Source organism: Bradyrhizobium sp. HKCCYLS3013, assembly GCF_051167615.1.
Lineage (GTDB): Bacteria > Pseudomonadota > Alphaproteobacteria > Rhizobiales > Xanthobacteraceae > Bradyrhizobium.
In genome coordinates, this window is sequence record NZ_JBNPTK010000001.1 from 372,664 (window position 1) to 389,929 (window position 17,266).

A 17,266-nucleotide genomic window follows, 5' to 3' on the forward strand; every position below is an offset into this window, starting at 1 on the left:
TGGTGAAGAGCCAAGCCGGCTTTCGGGACGGCAAGCCGCCACGATGCAAGGTCCTGCACGGCAGATTACGATCGAAACCGGTTCCGGGGCGCTCCGGCGCCGTGCGATCGCTGTCGGATCGAGGGTCTCGACGTGGCCGGATCGTGCTGCTGATGTCGTGACGGCTCCACGGATGACGGAGCGTCCCGAGAGATGGCTTGGCGAATTGACGGGGCGCGAGGATCGAAGGCGCGATGGGCTCGCTGCCGACCAAAATCAGTCTGAAGCAACGGCGCGCTCGCGGAGCGGCCGCGTGAGTACGGCTGACCAGCGACACGTCCCGGTGCTCGGCCCCGAAGCGGTCGAGATGCTGGCGCCGCGCGACGGCGGAACCTACGTCGATGCGACCTTTGGCGCCGGCGGCTATACGCGCCTGATCCTGGCGATGGCGGGAACACGGGTCATCGGGATCGATCGCGACAGCACTGCAATCGCCGGCGGCGCTGGTCTCCTCGCCGAAGCGGGCGATCGCCTGAAACTGGTCGAGAACCGCTTCTCGGCATTGGCCGACATCTGTGCATCGCAAGGCCTCACGCATGTCGACGGCGTCGTGATGGATGTCGGCGTCTCCTCGATGCAGCTCGACTCCGCCGCGCGCGGCTTCTCGTTCAGGTTCGACGGCCCGCTCGACATGCGGATGGGCGGCACGGGACCGACGGCCGCCGATGTCGTCGCCCACGCCGCCGAGCGCGCTCTGGCCGACGTCATCTATATCTTTGGCGAAGAGCGGCACTCGCGCGCCGTGGCGCGGGCCATCGTGGCCGCGCGCAAGGAACAGCCGGTCACGACGACGCGGCAGCTTGCCGACATCGTCGCGCGCGTGGTGAGATCCAAGCCTGGCGACATCCATCCGGCGACGCGCACGTTCCAGGCGTTGCGCATTCTCGTCAACGAGGAGCTCTTCGAGCTCGAACAGGCGCTGTCGGCCGCGGAGCGCGTGTTGGCACCGGGCGGCCGGCTGGCGGTCGTCTCGTTCCATTCGCTCGAGGACCGCATCGTCAAGACGTTCCTCGCCGAGCGCAGCAGAACCGGCGGCGGCTCGCGCCATTTGCCCGAGATCGCGCAGGAGGCACCGAGCTTCCAACTGCTCAACCGCAAGCCGGTCGTGGCCGCGGAGGCCGAGACCGACGCCAATCCGCGGGCGCGGTCCGCCAAGCTGCGCGGTGCCGAGCGTACGGCCGCGCCGGCGCACGCTTCGGCATCTTCTTCGCCCTGGCCGCGCCTGGCCGATGTCCTGCGAGGAGGCTGACCGATGCGCCTCCTGCACCTCGTCGTGATCTGCTCGCTGATCTTCGCGGCGGCCTATGTCTATCGCATCAAGATGGACTCCACGGCACGGGTCGAGCGCGTGCTGCAATTGCGCGCCGAGATCCGCGAGCAGCGCGAGGCCATCGCAGTGTTGCGCGCGGAATGGGCCAAGCTCGACGCGCCGCTGCGGCTGCAAGGGCTGGTCGAGCGGCATCTGCCGCTGAAGCCGCTCAACGCCACGCAATACGACAGCCTGAAGAATCTGCCGGAGCGGCCCCCGCGATTTGCGCGACCGGACAATCCGGATCCGATCGGATCGATGATCGATGCGATCGACGCGATCAACGAAGAGCCCCCCGTGACCGGGTCAGTGCGTCGCCCGGAGGATCAGCAATGACCGATCAGCTTCGGCCCGACGTCAAGCCGCAGGAACCCTGGCGGCAACGTCTGGTGCGCACGCTGCTGTATGGGCGCGATGTCGATCGGACTGCCAAGGCGCGCGCGCGCGTCGGCCTCGCGATCATTGCCTTTGCCGCCGTCTACGCGGTGATCGGCGGCCGCCTCGTGATGTTCGCGATCGGCTCGGATGGTCCGAGCGCGCGGCGCGCCGCGCAGCAGGACGCCATCGCCACCGCGCGCCCCGATATCGTCGACCGCAACGGCGCCGTTCTCGCCACCGACGTGAAGACGCCGAGCCTGTTCGCCGAGCCGCGTCGCCTCATCGACAAGGACGAGGCGATCGAGCTACTGACGGCGACCTTGCCGGATCTCGATACGGGCGAGGTCCGCGACCGACTGATGTCGCGCAAGGGCTTCGTCTGGTTGAAGCGCGAGATGACGCCGAAGCAGCAGCAGGACATTCATCGCCTCGGCCTGCCGGGCATCGGCTTCCTGCGCGAGAACAAGCGTGTCTATCCGACCGGCAACGAGGTGGCGCATCTGATCGGCCTGGTGAACATCGACAACCAGGGCATCGCCGGCATGGAGAAGTGGCTCGATAATCAGGGCCTCGCCGACCTGCATCGCGCCGGCTTCGCCACCGACCGACTGCAGCGGCCGGTTGAACTGTCGGTCGACCTACGCGTCGAGCATGCGCTGCGCGACGAACTGCTCAAGGCCAAGGAGAAGTTCAAGACCAAGGCGGCCTCCGGTCTCGTCGTCAATGTCAGGACCGGCGAGATCATCGCCATGGTGTCGCTGCCGGATTTCGATCCCAACAACCCGAAGGAAGCGCACGATCCAGACCGGATCAACCGCCTGACCACGGGCGTGTACGAGATGGGCTCGACCTTCAAGGCGTTCACCCTCGCGATGGCGCTCGACACCGGCAAGTATGATCTCAACTCGCTGTGGGATGCACGCGGGCCGCTGCACTACGGCAAATTCGCCATTCACGACGACGAGCCGAAGGGCCGCTTCCTTACCATGAAGGAGGTGTTCACCTTCTCCTCCAACGTCGGCGCCGCCAGGATCGCTTTGACTCAGGGCGTCGAGGGCCACAAGGCATTCCTGCGCAAGATGGGCCAGTTCGACCGGTTGCGCACCGAGTTGCCGGAGAGTGCCTCGCCGATCCTGCCCAAGCGCTGGAGCGAATTGAACACGATCACGATCGCGTTTGGTCACGGCATGGCGGTGGCGCCGCTGCAGGGCGTGATGGGCGTCAGCGCGCTGGTCAATGGCGGCTATCTGATCCCGCCGACCTTCATGAAGCGCACCGAGGCGGAGGCGATGCAGGTCGCCAAGCGCGTGATCAAGCCGGAGACCTCCGAAAAGATGCGCTATCTGATGCGTCTGAACGCCGAGATCGGCACCGCGCGCAAGGCTGACGTGAAGGGCTACTACATCGGCGGCAAGACCGGCACCGCCGAGAAGGTGATCAACGGCCGCTACGCCAAGAAGAAGGTGCTGACCCTCTTCACCGCAGTGATCCCGGCGGACAAGCCAAAATACCAGCTGCTGATCATGCTGGACGAGCCGCAGCCGTTGAAGGAAACCTATGGCTTCATCACCTCGGGCTGGAACGCGGTGCCGACCGCCGGCAACGTGATCTCCCGGATCGGGCCGCTGCTGGGAATCGAGCCCCGGTTCGACCTGCCGCCGTCCGACCGCCAAATTCTTGCGGCATCGCGGCTGACACAGTAAGCCGTCGTCGAATCGCAGGCTTTGGAGCTGCCGCCATCCCCGGGCGGGGCCAGGACTGGCACGGAACCAGGATGAAACTTCACGACCTCCTGGGCGATCAGGCGACGCTCGACGCTCCCATCGCCGCAGTCGAGATATCCGGCCTCGCCGTCGACAGCCGCGCCGTGCGGCCCGGCGACCTGTTTTTTGCACTCTCCGGCACCAAGACCGATGGTTCCCGCTTCATTGCGGCGGCGATCGCGGCCGGCGCGGTCGCCGTGGCCGGCGCGGCGGGATCTGGAGCAGGGCTGGCCGTTCCATTCATCGCGCTGCCGAACCCGCGGCGGGCGCTCGCGCTGGCTGCGTCGCGGTTCTATCCGCGCCAGCCGGCAACGATTGCCGCCGTCACCGGCACCAGCGGCAAGACGTCGGTCGCCGCCTTCACGCGGCAGATCTGGCAGAAGCTCGGCCACAGCTCGGCCAGCATCGGGACCGTCGGGCTGGTGTCGGACAAGCGCACCGTCTACGGCTCGCTGACGACGCCCGATCCGATCGCGCTGCATCGGCAGATCGACGAGATCACGCAGGACGGCGTCACCCATCTGGCGTTCGAGGCCTCGTCGCACGGGCTCGATCAGTTCAGGCTCGACGGTGTCAGGGTCTCGGCCGGCGGGTTCACGAACCTGTCGCGCGACCACATGGACTATCATCCGGATATCACGCACTACCTCAACGCCAAGCTCAGGCTGTTCCGCGATCTCGTTCCGCCGGGCGGGCCTGCGGTGATCTCGGCCGATCATGAGTGCTCGCCGGAGGTCATCGCTGCGGCGCAGACGCGCGTTCTTCGCCTGATGACGGTGGGGACCCATGGCGATGGCGCGGGCGAGGGCATCCGTCTCGTGGCCGCTGCAATCGACGGCTTTGCGCAGCAGCTCCAGATCCAGCATTGCGGCCGCATGCATGCGGTCCGGCTGCCGCTGGTCGGCGCGTTTCAGATCGAGAATGCGCTGGTCGCAGCGGGCCTTGCGATCGGCACCGGCAGCGATCCGCAGGCCGTGTTCGAAGCGCTCGAGCAGCTCGAGGGCGCCAAGGGCCGGCTTGAGCTGGTCGGCGAGCACAATGGTGCGCCCATCTTCATCGACTACGCGCACAAGCCGGACGCGCTCGCCAAGGCGCTGCATGCACTGCGGCCCTATGCCGCCCGAAAACTCGTCGTCGTGTTCGGCGCCGGCGGCGACCGTGACACCGGCAAGCGTCCCTTGATGGGCGCGATCGCCGCCGAAGAGGCCGACAGCGTCATCATCACCGACGACAATCCGCGTAGTGAGGATCCGGCTGCGATCCGCGCCGCGATCCTGGCAGCCGCACCCGGCGCGCGTGAGATCGGCGACCGGGCCGAGGCGATCCAGGTCGCGATCAGCGAGCTGCAGCCCGGCGACGCGCTGGTCATCGCCGGCAAGGGCCATGAGATCGGACAGATCATCGGCAGCAATATTCTGCATTTCAGCGATCATGAAGCGGTCGCGGACGCGTTGGCATCGAGGACATCATGACGAAGGCGCTGTGGACCGTGGCAGAGGCGGCGCGCGCGCTCGGCCTCACCGGCGACTATCCGGAGACTCGAATCGACTTCGTCACGCAGGACAGCCGCGCGGTGAAGCCCGGCAGCCTGTTCGTGGCGCTGAGCGGCACGCCGAGTGGCGGCTTCGTGTCGAGCTTTGCCTCCAGCCGCGATGGCTGGGAGTTTGCGGCGAACGCCGAAGCGGCTGGCGCGGTGGCGATGATCGTGCCGCACAGGATCGATGGCGTCACCGTGCCGCAGCTCGTGGTGCCGGACACGCTGATCGATGGGCTGTGGGCGCTGGCGCGCGCCGCGCGGGCGCGCTTCCACGGCCCGGTGATCGGGTTGACCGGCAGCGCCGGCAAGACCTCGACCAAGGAGTTCATCGCCGCCTATCCCGGCGCGTCCGCGAGTCCGTCCAGCTTCAACAATTTCTGGGGCGTGCCGCTGACGCTGTGCAACGCCGATCCCTCCGCTTCGGTCTGGGTCGTCGAGATGGGCATGAACCAGACAGGCGAGATCGCGCGGTTGACGGAGCTGTCGCAGCCGACGGTGGCGCTGGTCGTCAACGTCCAGCCGGTGCATCTGGAGAAGCTCGGCAGCCTGGAAGCGATCAGGAAAGAGAAGGTCTCGATCGCGCGCGGTCTGCCAGCCGATGGCGTCCTCGTGCTTCCCTCAGATCTCGCGGCGCCGGAATGGACGGGCAAGGTGATCCGCTTCGGCGGCGATGCGGAGGTGCGCGAGCTCTCGCACAACTCGCGCGGCGAAGCCTGGGATGTGATCGCCGATGTCGCCGGTCGTCGCGTCGCATTCGCGCTGACGCCCGGTGCGCCGCATCGCCTGCACAATGCGCTGGCGGCGCTGGCCTCGATCGCAGCGGCCGGGCTCGATCCGGCGCTGCTCGCGCCGACGCTCGGCCATGTCGGCATCATGACGGGCCGTGGCGTCGAGCAGACCGTCGGCGACATCGTTCTCATCGACGACAGCTTCAACGGCAATCCGGCCAGCATGGCGGCAGCGCTCGACAGTCTGCAGGCGCGACCGGTGCGGGGGCGGCGCATCGCCGTGATTGGCGACATGCTCGAGCTCGGCGCCGAGGCGCCGGCCTATCATCAGGGGATGGTGGCTCATCTCGCCGGGGTCGATGGCGTCTATTGCGTCGGTCCGCTGATGCGTCACCTGTTCGACAGCCTGCCGCACGCAAAGCGGCTCGGCTGGCACGAGGATCCGGTGACGCTGGATCCCGGCCGGGTCGCGGCGCTGCTGGCGCCGGGCGACGTCGTCGTCATCAAGGGCAGCAAGAAGATCTTCTGGGTCAACAAGTTCGTGTCGAAGCTCGCCGCGGCGCTGCAGCGGCCCGCTTGAAAATCGGGCGATATCGCGGCGCGGCAGAACGATATTTTCCACTGGCGGTCGAAGCGATCGTGCCGGACGGGTCTTTCCGCCGGCCTATGATTCGCACCCGGCCCCGATCATGGTTAAAAGAGGCTGGACCGGATTCGCGAGCGAATCCGTGTTCGCGGTCTCGGTGAGGCGGCATAGGCGGGTTGGATGTTCTACTGGTTGATCGAGCTGACGAATACGTTTCCGAGCCTGTCCGTGTTTCGCGGATTGCTGAACGTGTTCCGCTACATCACGTTCCGTACGGGCGGCGCGGTCGTCACCGGGGCGCTGTTCGTGTTCCTGTTCGGGCCGTGGATCATCGATCATCTGCGCCTGCGCCAGGGCAAGGGCCAGCCGATCCGCACCGACGGCCCGCAATCGCACATCATCAGCAAGAAGGGCACGCCCACGATGGGCGGCCTGATGATCCTGTCGGGCCTCGTCGTCTCCACCGTGCTGTGGGCCAATCCGCTCAACCCCTACGTCTGGATCGTTCTCGCGGTGACGCTCGGCTTCGGCTTCGTCGGCTTCTATGACGACTATCTGAAGGTGACCAAACAGTCGCATTCCGGCTTTGCCGGCAGACTGCGTCTGCTGATCGAGGCTGCGATCGCGCTGGTCGCCTGTTATGCGCTGGTGCGGCTCGGGCGCGATCCGTCCGCGACCGGGCTTGCCATTCCGTTCTTCAAGGAACTCGTCATCAAGTTCGGCTGGCTCTACGTCATCTTCGGCGCGTTCGTCATCGTCGGCGCCGGCAATGCCGTCAACCTGACCGATGGACTCGACGGCCTGGCCATCGTCCCGGTGATGATCGCCTCCGCCAGCTTCGGTCTGATCGCCTATCTCGCCGGCAACGCGGTGTTTTCCGATTACCTGCAGATCCATTATGTCGCGGGCACTGGCGAGCTTGCCGTGCTGTGCGGCGCGGTGCTCGGCGCGGGCCTCGGCTTCCTCTGGTTCAACGCCCCGCCGGCGTCGATCTTCATGGGTGACACCGGCTCGCTGGCCCTCGGCGGCATGCTCGGATCGATCGCGGTCGCGGTGAAGCACGAGATCGTGCTGGCGGTCATCGGCGGCCTGTTCGTGCTGGAGGCCGTGTCGGTGATCGTGCAGGTGGCCTCGTTCAAGCTGACCGGCAAGCGCATCTTCAAGATGGCGCCGATCCACCATCATTTCGAGCAGCTCGGCTGGACCGAGCCGCAGATCGTGATCCGGTTCTGGATCATCTCGGTGATGCTGGCCCTGGTCGGTCTCTCGACCTTGAAGCTGCGCTGACATGATCCCCGTTACCTCATTTGCCGGCAAGACCGTCGCCGTCTTCGGGCTCGGCGGCTCGGGGCTGGCCTCCTGTCATGCTCTGCGGGCCGGCGGGGCCGAAGTGATCGCGGCCGACGACGGCGCCGATCGGATGACGGAAGCGGCGAAGGCAGGCTTCATCACCGCCGATCTGCGCACCGTCTCCTGGGCGAACTTCGCCGCGCTGGTGCTGGCGCCCGGCGTGCCGCTGACCCATCCGGTCCCGCATTGGAGCGTGTTGAAGGCGCGCGAGGCCGGGGTCGAGGTGATCGGCGACATCGAGCTGTTCTGCCGCGAGCGCAGGCGGCACGCGCCGGATGCGCCATTCGTCGCGATCACCGGTACCAATGGCAAGTCGACCACGACGGCGCTGATCGCGCATCTGATGCGCGTCGCCGGCTACGATACCCAGATGGGCGGCAATATCGGCACCGCGATCCTGTCGCTGGAGCCGCCGCGCATGGGCCGCGTCCACGTGATCGAGATGTCGTCCTACCAGATCGACCTGACGCCGTCGCTCGATCCGGGCGTCGGCATCCTGCTCAATGTCAGCGAGGACCATATCGACCGCCACGGCACGATCGAGAACTATGCGGCGGTGAAGGAGCGGCTGGTGGCGGGTGTCCAGTCCAAAGGCACCGCGATCGTCGGTGTCGACGACGGTTTTTCGCGGGCGATCGCCGATCGGCTCGACCGGGGCGGCAAGCGCGTCGTGCGCATCTCGGTGAAGAACCCGCTGGCGGATGGGCTGTACGTCGAGCACGAGACGATCGTGCGCAGCGCGGGGGGCGCGCGCAGCGAGGTCGCACGTCTCGGTGGCATCGGCTCGCTGCGTGGTCAACACAACGCCCAGAACGCCGCCTGCGCCGCCGCTGCCGCGCTCGCGATCGGGGTCAGGGAGGATGTGCTGCAGCAGGGGCTGCGCAGCTTCCCAGGTCTGGCGCACCGCATGGAGCAGGTCGGCCGCCGCGGCAACGTGCTGTTCGTGAACGACTCCAAGGGCACCAACGCAGATGCGACCGCGCATGCGCTGTCGTCCTTTGCCGACATCTTCTGGATCGCCGGGGGCAAGCCCAAGGCGGGCGGCATCACCAGCCTCGCCGGCTTCTTCCCGCGCATTCGCAAGGCCTATCTGATCGGCGAGGCGGCTTCCGAGTTCGCCGGAACGCTTGGCGACAAGGTGCCGCACGAGATGTCCGGCACGCTGGAGGTCGCGGTCGCGCAGGCTGCCGCCGATGCGGAGGCCTCGGGATTAAAGGATGCCGTCGTGCTGCTGTCGCCGGCCTGCGCTTCCTTCGATCAGTTCCGCAACTTCGAAATCCGCGGCACGCATTTCCGCGACCTGGTGCAGGCGCTGCCGGGTGTGGAGCGGGTTGTCTAGGCCGCAAACACCGCTGTCGTCCCGGCGAACGCCGGGACCCATACCCGCAGGGAGCAGCTTGAGGCACGCCGGCCATTGGCTCTTTGCCCATCACGACGGCTACGGCGTATGGGTCCCGGATCGGCGCCGCGACGCGCTGGCGCGCGCCACGGCTTGTCCGGGACGACAGTTGAGAGGCCCTTAACCCTTCGATAACCATCCTGGGCGCCAATGGGCCGATGTCTCGGCTCAGGTGGACGCCCGATGCTCTCCCGTGAAGAACGCAATCCGCTGTCCGACTGGTGGTGGACGGTCGACAAGCCGCTGCTCGGCTCCATCCTCGCGCTGATGCTGTGCGGGGTGATCCTGTCGCTCGCGGCCAGCCCGCCGGTGGCGACCCGGATCGGGCTCGATCCGTTCCACTTCTTCAATCGCCACGTCCTGTTCCTGCTGCCGTCCTTCATCGTTCTGATCGGCGTCTCCTTCCTGTCGCCGCGCCAGATCCGGCGCAGCGCGCTGGTGGTGTTCACGATCGCCATCGTGCTGATCGTGCTGACGCTCGCGATCGGCCCGGAGGTGAAGGGCTCGCGGCGCTGGATCACGCTGATCGGCGTCAACATCCAGGCGTCCGAGGCGGCGAAGCCGGCCTTCGTCGTCGTTTCCGCCTGGTTGTTCTCGGAATCCGCGCGGCGACCCGACATGCCGGCGACCACCATGGCGCTGGTGCTGCTGCTGATGCTGGTGTCGCTGTTGGTGATGGAGCCGGATTTCGGACAGACCATGCTGATCCTGATGGTCTGGGGCTCGCTGTTCTTCATCGCCGGCATGCGCATGATCTGGGTAGCAGGTCTCGCGGGCGCCGCCGCCGCCGGCCTGTTCGGGGCCTATCTCCTGGTCCCGCACGTCGCCGGCCGCATCAAGCGCTTCATGAACCCGGCCTCGGGCGACACCTTCCAGGTCGACACCGCGATGGAGGCGTTCTCCAACGGCGGCTGGTTCGGCCTTGGACCGGGGGAGGGCATCGCCAAGCGCAGCCTGCCGGACAGTCACACCGATTTCGTGTTCGCGGTCGCCGCCGAGGAGTTCGGCATCATCCTGTGCCTGGCGCTGGTCGCGCTGTTTGCGTTCATCGTGATCCGCACGCTGTCGCGCGCCTATGCGACCGAGGACAGCTTCGCGCGCTTCGCAGCGTCGGGCCTCGCGATCCTGTTCGGCATCCAGGCGGCCATCAACATCTCCGTCAACCTGCAGCTGATCCCGGCCAAGGGCATGACCTTGCCCTTCATCTCCTACGGCGGTTCCTCGATCGTGTCGCTCGCCTATGGCGTCGGCATGATGCTGGCGCTGACCCGGCAGCGGCCGCGGATGGAGGTCGAGGCAGGCGACGCAGCCGGCGCGGTGCGCAATTACGCTTGAGGTCGCCTTGCTCGCAATGACGACACATTGCCTGTAAACAAGCCCGCATGACCTCAACCGCGCCTCTCATTCTGCTCGCGGCCGGCGGCACCGGCGGCCATCTGTTTCCTGCTGAAGCGCTCGGCGTCGAGCTGATCAGGCGCGGCTATCGCGTCCGTCTCGTCACCGATGCGCGCGCGCTGCGCTACAGTGGCCTGTTCACCAAGGACATGATCGACGTGGTGCCGAGCGAGACGGTGCGCAGCCGCTCGCCGGTCGCACTCGCGCGGACCGCGCTGCTGCTCGGCACCGGCACCCTCGCGGCCTTCAACCTGATGCGGCGGCTCAAGCCCGCGGCCGTGATCGGCTTCGGCGGCTATCCGACCGTGCCGCCGCTGCTGGCGGCACGCCTCGCCGGCGTGCCCAGCCTGATCCACGACGCCAATGCCGTGCTCGGCCGCGCCAATCGTTTCCTGTCTACGCATGTGAAGGCGATCGCGACCTCGCTGCCGGGTGTACTCGACCGTGATCCCGCGCTGTCGGCCAAGACGACCACGGTCGGCACCCCGATGCGTCCCGCGATCCTGGAAGCCGCGGCCGTGCCCTATGTTCCGCCGGAGACCGCCGGGCCGCTGCGGCTGCTCGTGGTCGGCGGCAGCCAGGGCGCGCGCGTGATGAGCGACATCGTGCCCGGCGCGATCGAGCGGCTGGAGCCGGCGCTCTGGGGCCGGCTGATGCTGACCCAGCAGGTGCGCCAGGAGGACATGGCGCGGGTGCGCGCGCTCTACGACCGGCTGAAGATCAACGCCGAGCTGCAGCCGTTCTTCACCGACCTGCCGGCGCGGCTCGCCGCCAATCATCTCGTGATCTCGCGCTCAGGCGCCGGTACCGTGGCCGAGCTCGCCGCGATCGGCCGGCCCTCGATCCTGGTGCCGCTGCCCGGCGCCATCGACCAGGACCAGTTCGCCAATGCCGGCGTGCTGTCGGACGCGAGCGCCGCGATCCGGATCGTGCAGACCGAATTCACCTCCGACAGGCTGGCCTCCGAGATCTCGGCGCTCGCCGCCGAGCCCGCGCGCCTCGCCGCCATGGCGCAGGCCGCGCGCGCGGCCGGCCGGCTCGATGCCGCGGAACGTCTGGCCGATCTCGTGATCAGGACGGCGGCGCTCTAGTCGCGCGAGCGCACGGTGAACCCAAGATGAACCGGAGCTCCGACGATGGCGGCATCCTGCCCGACGATCGTCCGATGCGCTTGCGGCGGCATCCGTCCTTCGTGCCTGTGCTCGTGGAATTCTGCGACCGGCTGATTGCGCCGCTGCGCGGCCAGCGCCTGATGATCAAGCTGTTCGGTCAGCGCGCTCCGACGGAAATCGCTGCGCATATCGTGATGATGCATATGTCGGCGCGCAAGCCGGTCGAGCGGCCGACACTGACGCGTCTGCAGATGCGGCTGCCGGGTCCGCGGCAGACGGCGGCGTTCGTCGCGGTGTTGCGCGGTCTGTCGCTGGTGACCGTCGAGCGAGATCCCGAGGACGCTCGTATCCGCTATCTGGTGCCTGGCCCCGTCATCCTCGAGGGACTGCGAGGCTGGCTTGCCATGCACCTGGATTGCCACGCGCGGTTGACGCAGTCCGATGGACTGAGCCTTCGTCTGCAGGACGACGCCGCGTTATTTGCGGAGACGATCCGGCAATGTGCGGGCTGGCTCTGCCGCGACAACCGGCCGCTGACGGGCTTTCCCGATCTCGCCTGGACCGACGAGCACGACAGCGGCATCCATCTGGCCCTGACGCTCGTCGCCCGGTCCGCGGTTGGGCGCGAGGCCATCGCGATTTCGACGGCGGAGCTTGCGACCTCGCTCGGCGTCTCGCGCTCCCATATCCGCAATCTGCTGGCGACCATGGAGGGCCGTGGTCTGCTGCGCTTCGGCGACGGGCGCCGGCATCTGACGCTGACGCCGGGTTTCGTGGCTTCCGTGGAAGCTTGGTTCTGCCACCAGGTGTGCTGGCTCGCGGCCGCAGCCGCACGTGCGGATCGCGTGCTGCGGCCGGCTTGAGGGCGTCAGATCATCGTGACCCGGCCGGTGCCGATGTCATAGATGCCGCCCACGATCTTCACCTTGCCCTCGGCGACCATGCGGCCGACGATCGGCTTGGCAGTCGAGAGGCGCCGGACATTGTTGCGGACGTTCTCCGCGGTGGCTTCGGCCAGCAGATCCTGCGGCTTCTTCGCGATCGCTGCCTCGACGCCGGGTTTGAGCGCATTGATCAATGCGGGCAGGTGGCCTGGCAGTTTGGTGCCGTCCTTGAGCACCTTGATCGTCGCATCGATGGCGCCGCAGCCGCTGTGACCGAGCACCAGCACGAGAGGCGTGCCGAGGAACTTGACGCCGTATTCGAGGCTGGCGAGGCCGTCGTCATTGACGAAATTGCCGGCGACGCGGACCACGAACAGCTCACCGGGCGCCTGATCGAACACCAGCTCGGGCGCGACCCGGGAATCTGCGCAGCTCACGATCGCGGCGATCGGGTATTGGGCCGCGGCGCGCGCCGCCCGGCCGGCCGAAAAATCCTTGTTGTCGAGATTGCCGGCGACGTAGCGCGCATTGCCATCGACGATGCGTTTCATCGCGTCATCCGGAGAGATGGCGTTGGGCGGCATTGCGCTGTCGTTCGCCTGCTTGGCTTCCTTGGCAAACGCCGGAAGTGCGCCGACCGCCGCGGCAGCCAGCACTGCGCCGCCGCCGAGCAGCCGGCGGCGGGACAATACGGGAGGGTGCGTTTCACACAGCGAGCACATCGGCGAGGGTTCTCCATCAAAGATTGAAATATGCGTGCCCGGCACGCCGGCCGCACGGCTACTCATGCCACGCGAACTGACGCAGTGAGCGCGCAAAAATTGCAGGTATCCCGTTGGGAGGGGACGGCATGTGATCGCGCTTAATAATTCGTGAAGGGAGGGATCGAGCGGGAACTCCTGGCCGATCGCCGCCGGCCGGGCTGCCAAAATCGGCTAAAACCGGGCGAACGCCTGCGAATTTGGCACTTCTTACTGCCCGGGCGGACTTGTCCAGGTCGGCCATGTCTTGCAAGAAGGGCTGATGATTCGCGGCCGCTCCCTCCGGTGGGGACGCCCGGAACCCTTGAGACGAGACGCCCCATGAGACTGCCGCGCGAGATCGGACCCATCCACTTCGTCGGGATCGGCGGCATCGGCATGAGCGGCATCGCCGAGGTGCTGTGCAATCTCGGCTACACGGTGCAGGGCTCCGACGCCTCCGACAACGCCAATGTCGCGCGGCTGCGCGAGAAGGGCATCACCGTCAGCGTCGGGCACAAGGCCGAGAATGTCGCGGGCGCCGACGTCGTGGTGGTCTCGACCGCGATCAAGCGCGACAATCCGGAGCTGATGGCCGCGCGCGCCCAGCGCATCCCGGTCGTGCGGCGTGCCGAGATGCTGGCCGAGCTGATGCGGCTGAAGAGCTGCGTCGCGATCGCCGGCACCCATGGCAAGACCACGACGACATCGATGGTCGCGGCGCTGCTCGATGCCGGCGGCCTCGATCCGACCGTCATCAATGGCGGCATCATCAATGCCTACGGCACCAATGCGCGGCTCGGCGCCGGCGAATGGATGGTGGTCGAGGCCGACGAGAGCGACGGCACCTTCCTGAAGCTGCCGGCGGATGTCGCCATCGTCACCAATGTCGATCCCGAGCATCTCGATCACTTCAAGACCTTCGAGGCCGTGCAGGACGCGTTCCGCGCCTTCGTCGAGAACGTGCCGTTCTACGGCTTCGCGGTGATGTGCATCGATCATCCGGTGGTGCAGGCGCTGGTCGGCAAGATCGAGGACCGCCGCATCATCACCTATGGCGTGAACCCGCAGGCCGATGTCCGGCTCGTCGACCTCGCGCCGATGGGCGGCGGCTCGTCGTTCAAGGTCGTGTTCCGCGACCGCAAGAGCGGTGAGACGCACGAGATTGCCGACATCGCGCTGCCGATGCCAGGCCGGCACAATGCCTCGAACGCAACGGCGGCCATTGCGGTCGCGCGCGAGCTCGGCCTGTCCGACGAGGCCATCCGCAAGGCGATTGCCGGCTTCGGCGGCGTCAAGCGCCGCTTCACCCGCACCGGCGAGTGGAACGGCGTCACCGTGATCGACGACTACGGGCATCACCCCGTCGAGATCGCCGCCGTGCTGAAGGCGGCGCGCGAATCGACCAACGGCAAGGTCGTCGCCGTGGTGCAGCCGCATCGCTACACCCGGCTGCAATCGCTGTTCGAAGAGTTCTGCACCTGCTTCAACGACGCCGATGCGGTCGTCGTGGCCGACGTCTATCCGGCCGGCGAGGCGCCGATCGAGGGCATCGATCGCGACCACTTCGTTCTGGGCCTGCGCGCCCACGGCCATCGCGACGTGGTGCCGCTGCCGAAGGCCGCCGATCTCGCTCGTATCGTCAAGGACCTCGCCAAGCCCGGTGACCTCGTCGTGTGCCTCGGCGCCGGCAACATCACGCAATGGGCCTACGCGCTGCCCGGCGAGTTGAAGGCACTGGGGTGAGGGCGGTGTTGAACCAGCGGTTCACCGAGAAAGTCAGGCCACTCGACGTAGCCTCTCCGTTCCCTCCCCCCTTGTGGGGGAGGGGCAGGGAGGGGGGTGAGCCGCAGACTCCGGAGTGCGTGGTCCCCCCCTCCCTAGCCCTCCCCCACAAGGGGGGAGGGAACGGAGCGTGCTACGTCGCAACGACGTCGGCCCAAACGAGGCAGGCCGCCGCATGACCTTTCCCGACATCACCCCCGATCTCAAAACGGCCATGCCGGAGCTGCGTGGGCGGCTGCTCGCCAATGCGAGTCTCGCGCCGCTGACCTGGTTTCGTGTCGGCGGACCGGCGCAGGTGCTGTTCACGCCGGCGGATGCCGACGACCTCGCCTATTTCCTGAAGCACCTCCCAACGGATATCCCGCTCTATGTCATCGGCGTCGGCTCCAACCTGATCGTGCGTGATGGTGGCGTCCCCGGTGTCGTGATCCGGCTGGCGCCGCGCGCGTTCGGCGAGGTCAAGGCGGAAGGCGACATCGTCACGGCCGGCACCGCCGCGCTCGACAAGCGCGTCGCGGAGGTCGCCGCGTCGGCCAACCTCGCGGGCCTGGAATTCCTGTTCGGCATTCCCGGCACCATCGGCGGGGCGCTGCGGATGAATGCCGGCGCCAATGGCGGCGAGACCAAAGACATTCTCATTGAAGCGATCGCTGTCGACCGAAACGGCGAGACGCACCGCTTCAACAATGCCGAGATGAAGTTCACCTATCGCGCGAGCGGCGTCGATCCGGCGCTGATCTTCACGGCCGCGCGCTTCCGCGGCACGCCCTCGGCGCCGGAGGCGATCCGGGCGCGCATGGCGGAGGTGCAGGCGCATCGCGAGACGGCGCAGCCGATCCGCGAGAAGACGGGCGGCTCGACCTTCAAGAATCCGCCGGGACATTCCGCCTGGAAGCTGGTCGATGCCGCCGGCTGTCGTGGACTCAGGGTCGGCGGCGCCCAGGTCTCGGAAATGCACTGCAACTTCCTGATCAACACCGGCAGCGCTAGCGCCGACGACATCGAGACGCTCGGCGAGACCGTGCGTGAGCGGGTCAAGGCGAGCTCGGGCATCGAGCTGCAGTGGGAGATCAAGCGGATCGGAATCAAGGCGAGCTGATCGAGCCGCAGGCTTACGTGACGTCAGCGCAATCGCGACCGCGATTGTGAGATCAATCGAGAAGACATTGATGCGCACCACGATTTTGTTCGGCGGCTCCAACAAGGAGCGCCTCGTCTCGGTCGCGAGCGCGAAAGCCCTGCACGCCGCGTTGCCTGAGGCTGAGCTGTGGTTCTGGGACGTCGATGACACCGTGCATCAGGCCAGCGGCCAAGCGCTGGCCGCGCATGCCAAGCCGTTCGAGGAGCCGTTCACCGCCGATGGCGCCAGGATCGGCACGCTCAGCGAGGCTATCGATCGCGCCGGGGCCGAAGATCGGGTCCTGGTGCTCGGCCTGCATGGCGGCCGGGCGGAAAATGGCGAGCTTCAACTGATGTGCGAGCTTCGTGGTGTGCCGTTCACCGGCTCGAGCTCGGCGGCCTCGCACCTCGCCTTCGACAAGGTTGCCGCCAAGCGCTTCGCCGTGCTCGGCGGTGTCACGGCGGCCGAGGGTGTCGCGCTGGATGATGCCGAGGCTGCGCTCGCGCGCTACGGCCGGCTGATCGCGAAGCCCGTGAAGGACGGCTCGAGCTTCGGCCTCATCTTCGTCAACGCCAGCCAGGACCTCGTCGCCGTCAAGGCAGCGGCCGCGACCGAGGAGTATCTGATCGAGCCGTTCGTCATCGGGACCGAGGCGACCTGCGGCGTGCTCGAGCAGGCCGACGGCTCGCTGATCGCGCTGCCGCCGATCGAGATCCTCCCCGCCGACGGTGCCTTCAACTATTTCGCGAAGTACCTCGCGGCGGCGACGAAGGAAATCTGTCCGGGCCGCTTCAGTCCGGAGATCACTGCGGCGCTCCAGGCTGAGGCGATCAAGGCGCATCGCGCGCTGTCCTGCGGCGGCTACTCGCGCACCGACTTCATCGTCGCGGCCAACGGTCCGGTTTATCTGGAGACCAATACCCTGCCGGGCCTGACGGCCGCCTCGCTCTACCCGAAGGCTCTGGCGGCCCAGGGCATCGCCATTGTCGATTTCCTCAATCAGCAGATCGCCCTGGCCGAGAGGCGCAGCCGCCGATCCGGCGTGCGATAGGCGCACCGGAAGAACCCGGCCCGGCGTCCCCCGGTGGTTCCTGTAACCCGTAAAATGCTTAAGAATTCCGGGCAAGGTCCTCATAAATCG

The 17,266-nt window shown here is 67.2% G+C and carries 14 protein-coding genes; 13 read left to right on the forward strand and 1 reads right to left on the reverse strand.

Translation table 11 applies throughout. The features are described 5' to 3' along the window. The first annotated feature begins 292 nt into the window (after positions 1-292). The 10 genes from rsmH to ACQR1F_RS01750 all read left to right on the forward strand — a co-directional run bounded on the left by rsmH (position 293) and on the right by ACQR1F_RS01750 (position 12,459). The gene (gene rsmH / locus ACQR1F_RS01705; RefSeq protein WP_434880325.1) at positions 293-1,288 is read left to right on the forward strand and encodes a 16S rRNA (cytosine(1402)-N(4))-methyltransferase RsmH; all 996 of its coding nucleotides are present in this window, start codon (positions 293-295) and stop codon (positions 1,286-1,288) included. A gap of 3 nt (positions 1,289-1,291) precedes the next feature. Beyond that, positions 1,292-1,684, forward strand: a complete 393-nt coding sequence (gene ftsL / locus ACQR1F_RS01710) for a cell division protein FtsL (protein ID WP_315713444.1) — start codon at positions 1,292-1,294, stop codon at positions 1,682-1,684. Then, positions 1,681-3,429, forward strand: coding sequence for a peptidoglycan D,D-transpeptidase FtsI family protein (locus ACQR1F_RS01715; protein ID WP_315802110.1), 1,749 nt, complete (start codon positions 1,681-1,683; stop codon positions 3,427-3,429). The genes ftsL and ACQR1F_RS01715 overlap by 4 nt, the downstream gene beginning before the upstream one ends. A gap of 71 nt (positions 3,430-3,500) precedes the next feature. Then, complete coding sequence (locus ACQR1F_RS01720) at positions 3,501-4,961, forward strand: UDP-N-acetylmuramoyl-L-alanyl-D-glutamate--2,6-diaminopimelate ligase (RefSeq protein WP_434912437.1); 1,461 nt, start codon at positions 3,501-3,503, stop codon at positions 4,959-4,961. Beyond that, complete coding sequence (locus ACQR1F_RS01725) at positions 4,958-6,334, forward strand: UDP-N-acetylmuramoyl-tripeptide--D-alanyl-D-alanine ligase (protein ID WP_316181712.1); 1,377 nt, start codon at positions 4,958-4,960, stop codon at positions 6,332-6,334. The genes ACQR1F_RS01720 and ACQR1F_RS01725 overlap by 4 nt, the downstream gene beginning before the upstream one ends. 186 nt (positions 6,335-6,520) lie before the next feature. Further along, positions 6,521-7,627 (forward strand): phospho-N-acetylmuramoyl-pentapeptide-transferase, encoded by a 1,107-nt coding sequence (gene mraY, locus ACQR1F_RS01730; RefSeq protein WP_315802113.1) that lies wholly within the window; start codon positions 6,521-6,523, stop codon positions 7,625-7,627. Position 7,628: 1 nt separating this feature from the next. Continuing rightward, positions 7,629-9,029 carry a UDP-N-acetylmuramoyl-L-alanine--D-glutamate ligase gene (murD, locus tag ACQR1F_RS01735; protein ID WP_315802114.1) on the forward strand — a complete coding sequence of 467 codons (1,401 nt, stop codon included), beginning with the start codon at positions 7,629-7,631 and terminating at the stop codon, positions 9,027-9,029. A 243-nt stretch (positions 9,030-9,272) separates the two neighbouring features. Continuing rightward, positions 9,273-10,424 (forward strand): putative lipid II flippase FtsW, encoded by a 1,152-nt coding sequence (gene ftsW / locus ACQR1F_RS01740; protein ID WP_315802115.1) that lies wholly within the window; start codon positions 9,273-9,275, stop codon positions 10,422-10,424. 47 nt (positions 10,425-10,471) lie between these two features. Next, complete coding sequence (gene murG / locus ACQR1F_RS01745; protein WP_434912438.1) at positions 10,472-11,575, forward strand: undecaprenyldiphospho-muramoylpentapeptide beta-N-acetylglucosaminyltransferase; 1,104 nt, start codon at positions 10,472-10,474, stop codon at positions 11,573-11,575. Between the two features lie 26 nt (positions 11,576-11,601). Next, complete coding sequence (locus ACQR1F_RS01750; protein WP_316181718.1) at positions 11,602-12,459, forward strand: hypothetical protein; 858 nt, start codon at positions 11,602-11,604, stop codon at positions 12,457-12,459. A gap of 5 nt (positions 12,460-12,464) precedes the next feature. Here the strand turns inward: ACQR1F_RS01750 and ACQR1F_RS01755 are convergent, their stop codons facing one another. After that, positions 12,465-13,202, reverse strand: a complete 738-nt coding sequence (locus ACQR1F_RS01755) for a carbonic anhydrase (RefSeq protein WP_315802175.1) — start codon at positions 13,200-13,202, stop codon at positions 12,465-12,467. 360 nt (positions 13,203-13,562) lie between these two features. On the opposite strand from ACQR1F_RS01755, the gene murC reads away from it, so the two are divergent. From murC to ACQR1F_RS01770, 3 genes are all read left to right on the forward strand, one after another. After that, positions 13,563-14,966, forward strand: coding sequence for a UDP-N-acetylmuramate--L-alanine ligase (gene murC, locus ACQR1F_RS01760; RefSeq protein WP_315802118.1), 1,404 nt, complete (start codon positions 13,563-13,565; stop codon positions 14,964-14,966). Positions 14,967-15,180: 214 nt separating this feature from the next. After that, a complete protein-coding gene (gene murB / locus ACQR1F_RS01765; protein ID WP_434912439.1) occupies positions 15,181-16,104 on the forward strand; it encodes a UDP-N-acetylmuramate dehydrogenase in 924 nt (307 codons plus the stop codon). Positions 16,105-16,174: 70 nt separating this feature from the next. Next, positions 16,175-17,176, forward strand: coding sequence for a D-alanine--D-alanine ligase family protein (locus ACQR1F_RS01770; RefSeq protein WP_434839307.1), 1,002 nt, complete (start codon positions 16,175-16,177; stop codon positions 17,174-17,176). The last annotated feature ends 90 nt before the right edge of the window (positions 17,177-17,266 follow it).

Bases quoted from the DNA above. Each gene is read 5' to 3' on its own strand.
- ftsL (WP_315713444.1), top strand. From the start codon at position 1,292: ATGCGCCTCCTGCACCTCGTCGTGATCTGCTCGCTGATCTTCGCGGCG.
- ACQR1F_RS01715 (WP_315802110.1), top strand. From the start codon at position 1,681: ATGACCGATCAGCTTCGGCCCGACGTCAAGCCGCAGGAACCCTGGCGG.
- ACQR1F_RS01720 (WP_434912437.1), top strand. From the start codon at position 3,501: ATGAAACTTCACGACCTCCTGGGCGATCAGGCGACGCTCGACGCTCCC.
- ACQR1F_RS01725 (WP_316181712.1), top strand. From the start codon at position 4,958: ATGACGAAGGCGCTGTGGACCGTGGCAGAGGCGGCGCGCGCGCTCGGC.
- mraY (WP_315802113.1), top strand. From the start codon at position 6,521: ATGTTCTACTGGTTGATCGAGCTGACGAATACGTTTCCGAGCCTGTCC.
- murD (WP_315802114.1), top strand. From the start codon at position 7,629: ATGATCCCCGTTACCTCATTTGCCGGCAAGACCGTCGCCGTCTTCGGG.
- ftsW (WP_315802115.1), top strand. From the start codon at position 9,273: ATGCTCTCCCGTGAAGAACGCAATCCGCTGTCCGACTGGTGGTGGACG.
- murG (WP_434912438.1), top strand. From the start codon at position 10,472: ATGACCTCAACCGCGCCTCTCATTCTGCTCGCGGCCGGCGGCACCGGC.
- ACQR1F_RS01750 (WP_316181718.1), top strand. From the start codon at position 11,602: ATGAACCGGAGCTCCGACGATGGCGGCATCCTGCCCGACGATCGTCCG.
- ACQR1F_RS01755 (WP_315802175.1), bottom strand. From the start codon at position 13,202: ATGTGCTCGCTGTGTGAAACGCACCCTCCCGTATTGTCCCGCCGCCGG.
- murC (WP_315802118.1), top strand. From the start codon at position 13,563: ATGAGACTGCCGCGCGAGATCGGACCCATCCACTTCGTCGGGATCGGC.
- murB (WP_434912439.1), top strand. From the start codon at position 15,181: ATGACCTTTCCCGACATCACCCCCGATCTCAAAACGGCCATGCCGGAG.
- ACQR1F_RS01770 (WP_434839307.1), top strand. From the start codon at position 16,175: ATGCGCACCACGATTTTGTTCGGCGGCTCCAACAAGGAGCGCCTCGTC.